Genomic DNA, 14,244 nt, shown 5'->3' with positions numbered 1-14,244 from the left:
ACTGGCCACCCTTTTACTGTATTCATTATCTTATGTTTAAATCTCTTTTAGTAGTTCCTCCACAGCCTTCTCTAGCTGTTTGTCCTCGCCGTAAAGAACTTTCTCGAACGGATTTTCTACCTTAACATCTGGTTCCAGCTGAAGGTTCTCTAGGGGTCTGTCCTCCTCAATGCCGTAGAATGCAATCATTGGAATGCCAAACACAATGGTTGGGTCAATTTGCGTTTCCCACCAAACGGCAGTGCTAGTGCCCGGTACGGGCATGCCTATTAGCTTGCCAATTCGCTTGGCACGATATGCGTAGGGGAATGCGTGTGCATCGCTGTAGTTGCTCTCGCTCATGAGCACTGCGCTGGGTTTGGCCCACTTGTCGCGAGGCTCGCCACCCTTTGCAATATACCCATAGGGTCTGAATGTGGCGTAAGGTTTGCCGTCAAGAAAGTTCGACAGGTCTTCGTGTAGCCAACCCCCACCGTTAAAACGGGTATCAACAATTAGCGCATCCTTATCGGCATTCTTACCCAGCACCTCATCGAAAACGGTTCTGTAGCTTCCATCGTTCATCCCCCTTACATGTACATAGCCCACACGGCCGTTGCTTAGCCGCTCGGTCATGTCGCGCATGGTTTCAACCCAGCGGTTATACAGTAATCCGTTCTCGGCTCCATACGATATGGGTTTAACCGTCTCGTCCCATCGCTGCTTGGTGGCGGGGTCGTATAGGCTAAGTAGCACGTTTCTATCGGCTTTGCGGTTAAGTAGTAAATTCCAGTCGAGGCTTTCAGTTATGGCTTCGCCATCAATCTTTTCGATGATATGACCAGCTTTAACCTTGCTGTCGGCCTTGTCGAGTGGTCCACCCTTAATTACCTCGGTAATTTCAAGGCCGTTTCCGCCTTTCTGCTCGTTGTAGAAAAGGCCAAGCGATGCGGTGGCATCGCCATTCTCATGGCGTGGCGAGTATCGCCCACCGGTATGCGATCCGTTTAGCTCGCCTAGGATTTCGCTTAGCAGCTCCTGAAAATCGTAATTGTTGTTGATGTGAGGCAGGAATCGGGCGTAGGCATCGCGGTACATATCCCAGTCGATGCCGTGCAGGTTGGGGTCGTAAAACTTCTTTTGCACCTGACGCCAAGTATGATGGAATATATACTCACGCTCGGCAACTGCATCAAGCACCATTTCGGTGCTAATTGATACTGGGCTAACCTTGCCGTTTTTGGTGTCTACTTTTTGAATTCTGCCGTTGGCAAGAACGAATAGCGTTTTTCCATCCTCACTAATTTCCATACGGCCGCCACGACGAGCATTTAGCTTGGCCAACGATTTTAGCTCCTTGGTGCGGGTGTCAACTTCCCATATATCGTAATTCTTCTCGTAGCGAGCCATAAAGTAAAGCTTATCACCTTTTGGGGAAACGTTGAAGCTAGCCAGATTTGCCGATCCTGGTGTTAGTTTCACCCTCCTGTCCTCAACATTTTTGAAGTCGGGTATCCATTTTGGGGTGTCGTCCTTCTTCTTGGCAGCTTTCTTTTTTTTCTTATCATCGCTTTTATCATCACCATCCTTTTCCTTCTTCTCCTTGTCCTCACGTTCCTTTAATAGGTCGAATTCCTCCTTGCTCAGCATGAACCGATCGTATTGCTCCTTGTCGAAAAACATGGCGAAAATATCTACCTCTCGCGCACCCTGAAATGCCAAAGGTTTTTTGCCATCCTTATCATTTACCCATAGCATTGCTTTTCCGTCCATTGTCCAAATTGGATTGCCGTCGGAGAAACCGCTGTTGGTTAGTTTGTGCTCCGTTTGCGGGTTGGCAATATCGTATGCAACTAGGTAGGATGCACCGTAGAATCCCATGGAACTTCTTGCTACCAGCCACTTACTGTCGGGGCTCCAGGTGTAGTCCTGATCGCCATCGCGGTACGAGAAATTATTCCCTTCGGGGATAATAACTTTCTTTGATTTATTCTCGATATTGAATACTTTGAGGGTGTTACGTTCTTCGAGGTAGGCAATGTTCTTGCCATCGGGCGAAACCATGGGCTGGAATTCATCCTTCTCGGTTGCAATTACTGGCTCTTCTTGTATTAAGGTTGAAGCAAAGAAGTAGGGCTCCTCGCTGCGTACAATGGTTGCCTTGTATATGTCCCAGCTATTGCCGCGCTCGGTGGAGTAGTATAGGGTGCGGCCATCGGGAGCCCAGCTAAGCATACGTTCCTGCTCTGGGGTGTTGGTAATTCGTTTGGTTGTATTTCCTTCGGTAGATGTTACAAACACCTCGCCACGGAAAACGAAGGCAACCTCCTTACCGTTGGGCGATAGCGCCATTTCGGTTGCACCGATACTTACCGATAGGATCTTCCCGTCTTTACCCCTAAAGTCGAACGGAGCGTGCACGGTAACTTTAGTTGGTTGTCCACCTTCTTTAAGTGTATAGATCTCCCCGTTCCAGGTAAAGCAAAGGGTGTTATCGTTGGCGCGGGTTAGATGCCTTACGGGATGATTATCGAAATGGGTGAGCTGTACCTCGGTTGGACTTTCGCCCAGCGAGCGCTTAAAAATATTTTGATGTCCATTCTTCTCGCTAAGGTAGTAGAACGATTGCCCATCGGTAGTGAATATGGGTTCGCGATCTTCGCCTTCGTAATTGCTTACCTTGGTGTACTGCTTCTTATTAATGTCGTAAACCCATATATCGCGGGTAACCGATGAGGTGTGGTGCTTACGCCACTCATCCTCATATCCTTTGCGGTCCTGGAATATTATGCGCTCCCCATTGCTGTCGAAGCGTGCGTGCTGGAACCCTGCGGTTGATATCAGTAGGTTTCTGCCACCATCAACGGGAACTTGGTATAGCTTGCCAAAGAGCCCTCGATTTGGAAACCTTACTGAGGTGTTGAGGTCGTTTCGGGGTGAGCTGAATATTACGTTTTGGCCATCGGGGGTAAAATCCCAAGGGAAATCGTTGCCTGAGTGGTAAGTTATCCGTTTTGCTGTACCACCTGTAGAGGGAACCACGTAAACATCAAAATTGCCAAAGCGATCGCTTGCAAATGCAATTTTACTGCCATCGGGGCTCCAAACGGGCATGAAGTTATGAGCCTCATGCAGGGTTAGGGGAGTAGCAGTTCCTCCAGTTGATGAAACTTTGTACAAATCGCCCTTGTAGCTAAAAACAATCTCCTGTCCATTAGGCGAAATGGCTGGGTAACGAAGCCATAGTGCCTCATCCTGTCCCTTTGCTGGTACTAGCAAAATGGTGAGGATGATCAGTAGTAAGTAATTTTTCATTTTGTAAGTGATTTAGTTGCTTTTACTATTTCTTTTTGTTTACATGTTCATGATTATAGATTCTGTAATGATGTTTTAGACAGGTGCGCAGTCTAATCGTTTAGCTTCTAAGGAGTATTCGTCGTTTTATTTTCCTCAATAGGTGGGGTGTTAAGGTCTGGATACTGGCTGTTTACATTGTTTATGCGGGTTGTGGGATTTTGTTTTATTCTAAGGGGTTTTTTTATAATTTTGGCCGTTCAAATTTCCCCATGATTATGAGATTATTTAAAGTTTTGCTACTGGTATGCTCTGTTAACTTGGTTAGCAATGCGGCCATGCCGAGTGTTGAGGTAGATTCGCTTACGGCTATGGAGAGACAAATGGCAAAATTCCTTTCCGACAGTAAGGTCTCGGCTCAACTCTTTTTGGGCTATAGGTATCACAGCGCTGTGGGCGAAAGCCATAATGAGTTTGCCATAAAGCGAGGTTACATAACCTTTAGCAAGAACATAACACCTTATCTAAGCGGAAGAATTACTCCTGATATTACTGTCGATCAGGAGGGCGATGGTGAGGGCGATGTAGAGATGCGCCTTAAGTACTGCTTTGCCGAGTTTAAAGATCCTACTCGCCAGGGCTTTTTCACCGAGCCATCCATATTGATAGGACAGGTTTACACGCCCTTTATTGAGTATGAAGAAAAAATTAATAGGTATCGTGTTGAAGGTGCTCATTATCTAGATCGGATTGATCAGGTAAGTTCTGCCGATTTCGGCATTACCCTAACATCGCTTATAGGGGGGAAGATGGATGAGGATTTTCAGAGAAGAGTGAATAGTAACCATGCTGGCAAGTATGGGTCATTCGCACTGGGGGTGTACAATGGAGGCGGATACAATGCGCTGGAGAAGAATGACAATAAGACCTTTCAATGGCGCCTAACGCTAAGACCCTTGCCAAATCACATTCCGGGGTTGCAAACCAGCTTTACAGGGGCTCTTGGGAAAGGCAATACCCCTGCTGCCCCCGATTGGAATTTGTACGCTGGGTTTTTATCGTACGAGCAGGAGTACTTTGTGATAACTGGCCAGGTTTATCAAGCATTAGGCGACCATACGGGAAGGCTGGTTGACCCCATGGGTAATCCTTTTAAAAACCGGGGGCAAAGTTTGTTTGGAGAGGTTAAGCTATTCAGTAAAAAGGCAAGCATTTTTGCTAGGTACGATAATAACGAAACCTACGATACGGCTATTCCAACCTATTCTACCCGCTACATTTTTGGGGTGGCATATCACATTCAGGGTAGAACCAAGGTTGTGGTCGATTACAATTATCTCGATAATAATCAAGGTAACCCTGTGCCCGACACAGGTATTTTTGAGGTGATGCTTGAGTTGGCTTTTTAATGAAGTTTGCCTAGGGGGGGTGACAAAACGTTGGAATGACCCCCAAAGGCAGGTGGACGATTCCAAGTTTTGACGTTGGGGTTTACTACAAAGGAGGTGGTTTCCCTTTCTTGCCGTTTTGTTCCCTTAACATTCCAGCGTCCGTACTTTGGACTTGGAATCGTTAAGATTTCCCAAGTTTTGTCAATTAGGAAAACTAGCCGAACAACTCTCTTATAGGGATATGGTATACAGGTAAGCTATACCCCGCAGTTTCGCGGTGGGTTACTTTCTATATCGGCAAAAAAACTGCACAGTACTTGACATGTATGCATTTTTAAATGACCTTTGCCTTTAGATATCTACCCCATAACCTTAAACCTATGAACCTAAAGTATATCCTTAGCCTAGCTCTAGTGGCCTTAGCTCTTAATGCCTGCGAGCAGGTAGATCAAAAAGTAAGATCTGTAGATTCAAAAGATAAAATTGTTTCTGAGCCTCTCAGTTTACCCGAGGGTTTTCCCCAATCAGTAGTGCTGCATGAGGGTGTATCAGCAAATGATATTCGCATTGGGCAGGGAGTTGTTAATGATGATGCCCAGGGGCAAAAAACCTACAAGTCCTTTAACATCGAGAAAATAAACCCCAAGATGCGGGGCGATATCGTAAATCATTACCAGCAGGTACTAGCCGATAATGGGTGGGAGGGAAGTTGGACTCTCTCGGAGGATAAGCGCGACGGTAAGGGTACTTTTACTAGGGACAATATGGAGCTGTTTATCAAGATAAACGATGCCGTATTTTTCCTAAAGCTTAAGGTCTTTAATGGAAGCTAAACAGAGTTGCCAATGAAATTTTTAAATGTTCTCCTAGTAGTTACAGCATCAATCTTACTAAGCGGATGTTACGGTGGCATTCAAATTAGCTCCGATATTGGCTGGGGTGCAAATTACAACGCCGACTCGTCGCAGGTAGTTTTTTACAAATTCCATCATATTTTTAGGCACCCTAAGGGTTTGCTGAGGTTTCCCGATGGTGGAATATCCAAAAGCCTATACCGTAACATCTCCCTATTCACATATAGCTTTGAGGACAGTAGCCTAAACCGAATCTACGATTTTGGTTCGTTCTATGGCAATAGAAGCAGGTGGGAGACAACGGCTTTTTTCATTAATAACGATGTGATATTCAACCTCGCACCTTTGCACGCTTTGCCTAAGGAGGAGAATGATTCAAGTATGACCCCCACCCCTATGGCTGAAAACAGTTTGAATCGCTGGTTTTTGTACAAACATGCTCAAGATGTTATTGTAGAGATAGAGCCAATGACCATCGATTCTTCAGCGATTAGAAAAGTTAGTTTGAGCTTGATAGGCAGAGAAACCGAGCATATCTCGCTGCTGGAGTGGGGGCTCAATTTTGATGAAATTTACCCGCAAACAAAGCGAGAGCGGTTGGCCGAGATTGAGTCCTTTGAGAATTGCCGCGCTTACACGCTTGCCATAATCGAACTAATGGCAAATGATTTGACCGCCAAGGATATCGATCGCTTGATTAGGCGTATTAACCGTTATGTCGACAGCAAAGAGGGCCATGAGCGTAGCCGACTACTACACACAAGGGATGTTGTTGTAGGAAAATTGGAAGGCCTGCCCCAGTACAAATAGTAACCCATACCAATATGAGAGGAATCTTAGTAGCCTTAATGCTTGTATCCCAATGCCTTTGGGCACAAGAGTGGGTCGATTTGGCCATGTACGAGTCTAATGGCTACTTCCTTAGGGCCACATCTGAACTTAACGATCCAAATCAGGGAGAAGAGTGGTTTAATAAGCGCTATGGCGTGTTAAACCTGGTAGACGGAAACTACACCACCGCTTGGGTTGAGGGTGAACTGAGGAGTGGTGTTGGACAATCCGTATACATATCGCTTCCCCACTACTGCCGGTCTATCAATGTGCATGCTGGGTACGGTAAAAGCCCCTCGCTCTATCAGCAGAACAATAGGGTAAAAAGGTTTAGGGTAACTTGCCATGTGGGGATAAATCCTGTAGGCTATGCATCGGAGGTTACCATGCTCTTTAAAATGATGCAGCTTCCTGGCGAGCATTATATCGACTTGAGGGATGTTGATATGCTTCAGACTTTTATGTTCCCGTTCGCACATGCCGATATTGCAAAGTTTACTGAAAAGGTGAAAGAGCTTTACGCAACGCACCATGAAGAGCCCATTTTTCAGGTATCCGCCTTTCTTCAGCTTGAGATTGTGTCTGTTTACAAGGGAACAAAGTATGACGATACCTGTGTAAGCGAGCTGTTCTTCAATGACACCTATGTGGCCGATTACCGAAACCAGCCTTACCCCAAGGTGCTAAATGTTTATGTTGATGATAGTAATGAGGGGCAAGTACTTATTGATACTCCTGCGCAAAAGGGCGTTCAGATTTTAAACGATCCCGAATCGGTTTTTCAGGTGGTAGATATTAGTGAGAATAAGCGCTGGGCAACCATTATAAGAATGCCTGCAGCTATGGGCGAAGGACGAGTGGAAACAGAATATTTAGTAGTAAATACACATACAGGAAAAGTTTTAAATAGCGATATCGAGAATGCTTCGGCAATCCAACTTTTTAATCCCCTGTTTTTGGTAGACAGATACTACGAAACGATACTGAGACATCCACAGGGCGAGGTGATTCTGCGCTAGTGTCTTTGTTTTGGGTATCAACCAGTAATCGCACCTAAAATCGATGTTTTTAAAATCCAACCATAAGGCGTACTCCATTTAATTTTTTTATCCCTACTTTTGGAGCCAACCCAAACCCAACGAATATGTACGATTTGCTAATGGATATCGATTCGCTACGCCTTAACTTCAGCGAGGGCGGATTACTGTTTATGAATTTAACCCTAGCAGCCATTATGTTTGGGGTTGCCTTAGAGATAAAGATTGATAACTTTAAAAATATTGTAAACTATCCCAAGTCGGCAATTTTGGGTGTAGGCTCTCAGTTTATTCTGCTACCTGCTCTGACCTTTGTGCTAGTTCTGCTTCTAAATCCACCGCCCTCAATAGCCATGGGAATGATCCTAATATCGGCGTGTCCCGGGGGCAATGTTTCCAACTTCATATCGTCGTTGGCCAAGGCCAACGTGGCGCTGTCGGTTAGCCTAACCGCCATTGCCACTCTGTCGGCAACAATACTAACACCCCTGAATTACGCCATTTGGGGGGGTATGTATGTGCGGTATTCCGAAAGAGCTTTGCATCTAAATATCCCCATCGAAATTGATTTTCTGCAGATGGCGCAAACGGTATTCATTCTGCTAGGTTTGCCACTGATTCTGGGGATGTGGTTTGGTCATAGGTTCCCCGAGTTTACTAAGAAGTACTTAAAGCACATTAAAATTGGCTCAGTTGTGCTTTACCTCAGCTTTATCTTTGGAGCATTATACGCTAATGTCGATTTTATGGGGCGTATTCTTTTACCCATAGGTGTACTTATCCTTGTGCTTAATGCCCAGACCCTTTTTACAGGTTATTTGGTAGGTACAATTGGACGTGTTCCGAGAGCCGATAGGCGCTCGTTAAGCATTGAAACGGGTATACAGAACTCGGGACTAGCGTTAATCCTTATTTTCAATCCAAAACTCTTCGACGCCAATGGTGGAATGGCTGTTATGGCTGCTTGGTGGGGCATTTGGCAAATGATTAGTGGACTTCTGCTTGCTTGGCTTCTTTCCCGAATAAAGTTACCTGCTGCTAGAGAAGCACAAGTTCTGGTTGGTGAAAAGTAGCTTATCCTAACGTTAAAACTAGAACTCTCATAGTACATAGGGGGCTGTGGTTTTACTACAAAAGCTATATCGCAAAACCCCATGCGCAAATTTTCCTGCAGTTTATTGCTATAAAAACATCTTGCCAAGTTGGTGAAATAATTCGCTAGCAAGCGGAACTGTTGAATGCCAATAAAATTTTCTCGGCTTATTCCCTTCGGTATGGAGCAAGTGCTTAGTTCTTGTATTATGCTGCTTGCAGTGCGGTTTTGCTAATACCCAATATGATGCCCAAAGTGGATCAAAGAGGCTCCCCCGAATGTTTTCAACAGGTGAGGTTTCTAAGTATACTTTGCCGCCGGAGTCCAAACCGCAAGGTAAACGGCTAGTGTCAGTTTTGGATACTCCTATGGTGTTTAGAAACTCGTTTCAAAGACAAACTCTATTGGTATTTGCAATGGTACATAACTTACCATGTGGATGTGCCAATTCGAAGTGAGCTGGAAGCCTGTTTAAGGCATAGGTAAGCAGCGGTATGTAAAATAGCTGTTTGCCGAGCACAGCAATTAGTGGTAAGCCTAACCCTCTTGTAAGCAATTAGCCACCCCAAGGTTAAAATATTAGTTTTACTGTTTCCCTTTTGATAATTATATTTAGTAGATTTGTTATGACCTGAGAAAAGTTGCTTTTCTCATAGCCATATAAATAAGCCATTATCTTTATATCTAATTGCCAAAAATAGGTGGTTTCTAAATCTAATGCGTTAATGCTATGGAAATAGCGGTGATCATCGCATCAATTCTTTTTCAACTTGTTGCAGTAGGTGTGGCTATCTATCTTATTTTCGTGACCGAAAGGTATTTTGCTTGGATACTAATAGCATTAGCCATATCGCTAATGGCAATCAGGAGAGTAATTACGCTAATTGCAATTTTTAAAGGGACTATTGAGGGAAGCAGCGTAACCCTGGCTGAGTATACAGCATTGATCATATCAATATTTTTGTCTGCTGGGCTATACTTTATGATCCCCATCTTTAAATCAATTAGGAATAACCAACGAGAACTCGACATTAAGAATAAGCAGCTACAGGCATCGAAGGAGAAGGCAGAGCAGAGCGAGGCTTTTATTGAGAACTTGTTCGATAATATTCCCAGCATGGTTTTTATAAAAGATGCCAAAGACCTAAAGTTAATTAGGGTGAATAAGGCGGCGGAGGCTCTTTTGGGGTATGCTAGGCATGAACTGATTGGTAGGAGTGATTATGATTTGTTTCCTGAGAATCAAGCCAGTTTTTTCACCTCTAAGGACAGATCGGTTTTTGAGTCGGATGATATACTTGTGGTTGAGGAAGAACTGATTGACACAAGAAATGGCCCCAAAATTTTATACACCAAAAAGATTGCAGTTAGGGATAGCAGTGGAAACGGCAAGTTTTTAATAGGAATTTCTGAAGATATCACACAGAAGAAAGCCAATGAGCAGGCGCTTCTTAAGGCCAAAGAGAAGGCCGAGGAGAGCGATAGGTTAAAATCGGCTTTCCTACAAAACATGTCGCATGAGATACGTACCCCGCTTAATGCTGTTTGTGGCTTTTCCGAGAAGATTAATAGCCCAAATTTAACCCCCGAGAAGCGTAAGCAATACTCAAAATTTATTGTGGATAACAGCCTGCAGCTGCTCTCGGTCGTTACTAATATTTTAACCATTTCATCGCTTGAAACAGGGCAGGAGAGGGTCTTTCGCTCAGAGGTGAATGTGAATGATCTTTTGCGTGAGTTGGAAGGTTCTCATAGTTTAAAGCTTAAGCTCAGAGGCGATGTGCAGCTGCGTGTTGGCAAATGGCTCCCTATGGATTCAGCAATTATCGGAACCGACAAAGCTAAGCTTCACCAAATTCTCTCCAATCTACTTGGGAATGCCATAAAATTTACCCAAAAGGGAGTCGTTGAGTTTGGCTGTGTGCTTCAGGCTGACACAATAGAGTTTTATGTAAGCGATTCTGGCATTGGTATCGAGGAGGGAAAACAGCATCGAATTTTTAAACGATTTGCTCAAGCCGATTTAACCATACAGCACTCGTATGGAGGAACAGGCTTAGGTCTTCCTATCTGCAAGGGGTTAGTTGAGCTGCTTGGGGGCAAAATCTGGTTAGAATCAAAAGTGGGTATTGGATCAACCTTTTATTTTACCATACCAAACCAGAAGTTAGCATTAGCTCATGAACAGGAGGTGGTGGTTGAGAAGGCAAAGTGCTCGTTAGAAGGGTATATTATACTAGTAGCCGAAGACGAGGAGTTTAACCTCGTGTACCTTAGGGAGCTACTATCTGAAAAGCGGTGCAAGGTGATTACAGTCACCAATGGGAGGCAAGCTGTTGATATATGTAGAGAGAATGAAAGTATCGACCTTGTGCTCATGGATATTCGGATGCCTGTAATGGATGGTCTCACAGCGGCCAAGCTCATAAAGGGCATTCGCCCAAAATTGCCTATTGTTGCTCAAACTGCTTACGCATTGGAGCATGAGGTAGCTATTTATAGTAAAGCTTTCGATAGCTACCTAGTCAAACCCATTAAGGTGGTTCAGGTACTCGATGTGCTTAGCAAGCTGTTGGATGGGCCGCGCTAGGCAGCAAGCGATTTAAGAGCCTCGTAAACTAAAAAGGCTGGCCAAACCAATGCTTTCAGGAACCCCAGTACTCCAGTCCAAAAGGTTGTGGCTGCGCCAATGTAGTAAACTGCTGCCCCAATAAGCCCAAGCCCATAAATTGCCCCTGAAGGGCCATTGCCTTGGTAATTGTTTTTACTTTCGGTCATAATAAGTTGTTTTGGTTGATTTCCAAATTACGATTTGTTAAATACAAAGCTAATTAATATTTCATTATCTAAGTAATGTAAAGCCTTCAATATGAAGTGTGCTGGGCAAAAATATAAAGCACGCTGCACCTATAGTTCTTTTGCCGTAAAGTTTACCTCAAATATTAAATAAAGCTTGGTAGCCGAATACAGCGCTAGGGGCAATCTTTAAATATGTCAACCAAACAAGACCTAGTGCTTTAAACACAAGGCAAGTCACCAATTGAATATTTTAGGTATAGAGCCAGGGGCATTTGCAACAGAGCCTTGCTTTTGGGCAAGGCTCTGTGCTTTGTATAATCATAGGTGCCAGTAGATCTGGTGTAAAGGTATACGACCGGTTCTAAAATCGAACTGTTAGAACAATTCTATGAGGGTTTAAAAGATTAGCGCATAGGTCACTCCAAGCACACCAATTGCTGCAAGGGTATAAACAATTTTGCTAGGCATAACCCCATTGTTCTCGGCTGTTTTACCAAATATCCCAAATACTAGTGGGTGAACAAGGAACGGCATGGCAAAAACAAAAGCTATAAGCCCAGAGGCTTGCTCTCCAAACATTCCCCCTTGTATAGCCGCAAAAAGGCCGAAGTGCGATATGGCCGATGCGTTGGCCATAACCGAGTCGTTAAGGCCCATACCACCAAGATTTAGGATTAGTAATCCTCCAAATACGGCAATGAGCTGCCATCCCAGGGAGAATAGCATGAGGCCACGAATTTCTTTCGACTCCTTTCCCTCTGCTTTTCTCAGGGTGTTCAATGAAAAATAGGTTAGTATAATGCCTACGACTACTACGATTAGAGTGTAGGGAATAAGCAGCTTACCCGATGCCGTACTGGCTGCAAGAATGGAGAATACGAAGATATGCCCTACGAATGGAATATTTATCATTATAGGTGCTCTTACCTGTGCTTCGTTGCCCAAATCGCCTGCGGTACATGCTCCAGTTAGTCCAGAGTGCGATAGTGAACCAGCCATACCGGGCGCTAGGTTGCGTATATGATTTGCCTTACCCAGAAGGATTAGTATTGTTAAACCTCCAAACATCCACACCAGCTGTCCAAAGAAGCCAAAGGATAGAACGGCATTCATTCCCGTTAGCGAGAAGGCTTCGGCGATACGCGAGCCACCAACCATAAAGTTGGCCGCTAGTACTACTGGAATTCCGGCAAAGAGTAGTGATCGGATGGTTGGCCCAAACTTCCAGCGTGAAAAAATCATTCCCAATGATACCGACAGAATCATGGCAAAAAAGATCTCGGGAAGTGCAATAATTGGGCGAACCCAACCCGAGATATGCCATGATAAAACAAGTACCCCAAGAATAAGGGCCGTTTCAATAATTCCCTTTCGGATGTATACAGATCGATTGGTTATTTTCGCCCTGTAGTCGATTAAGATGATTGACCCCACGAGTCCAAGGTATCCAATAAGAGGGTAAAAGTTGTCGAGCGGTTCTCCATTGTGGTGTCCCACAATTACGCGCTTCATCGACTCAATGCCGATAAGGACAAAGAATGAACGAATAAGGAACATAAACTGTGTAAAGGTGGTTCCCAAAAACATCTCATCGGATGAGGGAACTACAATATCCTCCTTATCAATTTTTTGATTGGTGAATATTTTTCGAATTTCTTGTCCTCCCACAAAGAACGAAGCGCTGAGAGCGGTAATTGTAACCTTGCTGGTGAAGTCTAGTATTGGGAACTCAACGAGTCCGGGGGTTCCCATATTCGTGCTAACAAGCACAAAGCCCATAGTGAGGCCAAATACAACAATAATTAGTATAGGCGAGTAGCGAGTACCTGCAACAAATGTGCGCGACACCAGAACCATTGTAATCACCAACAGGAAGGTGAGCCACAGCTGGTTAAGGATGTGCGCGTTGGCCAAATGATCAGTCAAGTTTTCCATTTTAATTTATTATTTCGATTTGTTTTAGTTTCATTATTGGGCTGTAAAAATAGAATAATTTGTAAAAAGAACATAGAAAAGGAGCGAGGCCAAGCATATATTCCGCTTGGCCTCGCTCCTTCATTGCTAGTTAATAGTTTACCAAACAGTTTTGAGCATTCCCCCATCAACGGGTATGGTAGTTCCTGTGATAAATGATGCTTTATCAGACAGTAAAAAGGCGGCTAGATTTCCTAACTCCTCAGGTTTTCCATAACGGCCAAGGGGGATCTGATCATGAAATGACGATCGTACTTCATTTACACTAATACTATTATTCTCGGCAATAATACCATCGAGTTGCTTTACTCGTTCAGTGTCGAGCCTGCCTGGTAAAATATTGTTGATTCGGATGTTGTAAGATGCCAAATCGCGCGATAGGCTTTTGGCCAAGCTGGTAACACCCGACCGAAATACATTGGATAGTAAAAGCATATCTATTGGTTCCTTAACAGAGACCGAGGTGATGGTTACAATGCTCCCTTTTGATGCCTTTCTCATATGGGGTAAAACCTCTCGGATAAGGCGTACAGCACTCATAAGGTTTAGTTCAAATGCTGCTTGCCAGTGTTCATCGGTAAAATTGTCGAATTTACCTGCTGGTGGCCCGCCAGCATTAACAATCAAACCATCAATATGGCCATACTTGGCTAGTCCTGCTTGAACCCATTCCTTAATCGACTTGGGATTTGTAACATCTAGCGCGCCAAAATCAACGTTCGAACCGCTCTCCTTTGCAATACGCATCGATGAGAATTTAAGCTTCTCCTCATTGCGACTGCCCAAGAACACGTTGGCTCCCTCTTTTGCCGAAGCCTCGGCAATGGCGTAGCCCAATCCCTGGCTTCCGCCCGAAACAAGTATGGTTTTTCCTTTCAGTATTGGTTGCATAGCGAGTGTTTTTTATTACTAATATACAAATATCAAAGTAAACAACCGGGTTTGCTGTTAAATTGTTTAAGGTTTATGGGTTTAAAAATGCAGCCAAGTAC

The 14,244-nt window shown here is 44.3% G+C and carries 10 protein-coding genes; 6 read left to right on the top strand and 4 right to left on the bottom strand.

Annotated features, from left to right (window positions below):
* Positions 1-36 precede the first annotated feature (36 nt).
* On the bottom strand, positions 37-3,294 hold the full coding sequence (locus G8O23_RS02510) for a S41 family peptidase (protein WP_166361428.1): 3,258 nt from the start codon (positions 3,292-3,294) through the stop codon (positions 37-39).
* A gap of 257 nt (positions 3,295-3,551) precedes the next feature.
* On the opposite strand from G8O23_RS02510, the gene G8O23_RS02505 reads away from it, so the two are divergent.
* The 6 genes from G8O23_RS02505 (at position 3,552) to G8O23_RS02480 (ending at position 11,069) form a co-directional block, all read left to right on the top strand.
* The gene (locus tag G8O23_RS02505) at positions 3,552-4,682 is read left to right on the top strand and encodes a hypothetical protein (protein ID WP_166361426.1); all 1,131 of its coding nucleotides are present in this window, start codon (positions 3,552-3,554) and stop codon (positions 4,680-4,682) included.
* Between the two features lie 320 nt (positions 4,683-5,002).
* Complete coding sequence (locus G8O23_RS02500) at positions 5,003-5,497, top strand: hypothetical protein (protein ID WP_166361424.1); 495 nt, start codon at positions 5,003-5,005, stop codon at positions 5,495-5,497.
* Between the two features lie 12 nt (positions 5,498-5,509).
* Positions 5,510-6,328, top strand: a complete 819-nt coding sequence (locus tag G8O23_RS02495; RefSeq protein ID WP_166361422.1) for a hypothetical protein — start codon at positions 5,510-5,512, stop codon at positions 6,326-6,328.
* Positions 6,329-6,342: 14 nt separating this feature from the next.
* Positions 6,343-7,368, top strand: a complete 1,026-nt coding sequence (locus G8O23_RS02490) for an NADase-type glycan-binding domain-containing protein (protein ID WP_166361420.1) — start codon at positions 6,343-6,345, stop codon at positions 7,366-7,368.
* A 125-nt stretch (positions 7,369-7,493) separates the two neighbouring features.
* Positions 7,494-8,459 (top strand): bile acid:sodium symporter family protein, encoded by a 966-nt coding sequence (locus tag G8O23_RS02485; RefSeq protein ID WP_166361418.1) that lies wholly within the window; start codon positions 7,494-7,496, stop codon positions 8,457-8,459.
* A 750-nt stretch (positions 8,460-9,209) separates the two neighbouring features.
* Positions 9,210-11,069 (top strand): hybrid sensor histidine kinase/response regulator, encoded by a 1,860-nt coding sequence (locus G8O23_RS02480; protein ID WP_166361416.1) that lies wholly within the window; start codon positions 9,210-9,212, stop codon positions 11,067-11,069.
* On the opposite strand, the gene G8O23_RS02475 is transcribed toward G8O23_RS02480, so the two are convergent.
* The 3 genes from G8O23_RS02475 to G8O23_RS02465 form a co-directional block, all read right to left on the bottom strand.
* Entirely contained in the window at positions 11,066-11,257 is a 192-nt protein-coding gene (locus G8O23_RS02475) for a hypothetical protein (protein WP_166361414.1), read from the bottom strand. The genes G8O23_RS02480 and G8O23_RS02475 overlap by 4 nt on opposite strands.
* Positions 11,258-11,674: 417 nt before the next feature.
* Entirely contained in the window at positions 11,675-13,213 is a 1,539-nt protein-coding gene (locus tag G8O23_RS02470; RefSeq protein WP_166361412.1) for a hypothetical protein, read from the bottom strand.
* A gap of 138 nt (positions 13,214-13,351) precedes the next feature.
* Positions 13,352-14,143, bottom strand: coding sequence for an SDR family oxidoreductase (locus G8O23_RS02465; RefSeq protein ID WP_166361410.1), 792 nt, complete (start codon positions 14,141-14,143; stop codon positions 13,352-13,354).
* Between the last annotated feature and the right edge of the window lie 101 nt (positions 14,144-14,244).

The sequence above is a fragment of the Perlabentimonas gracilis genome, assembly GCF_011174675.1.
GTDB lineage: Bacteria > Bacteroidota > Bacteroidia > Bacteroidales > Tenuifilaceae > Perlabentimonas > Perlabentimonas gracilis.
The sequence above is the reverse complement of the archived record's forward strand: the minus strand, read 5'-3'. Positions and strand labels throughout refer to the sequence as shown.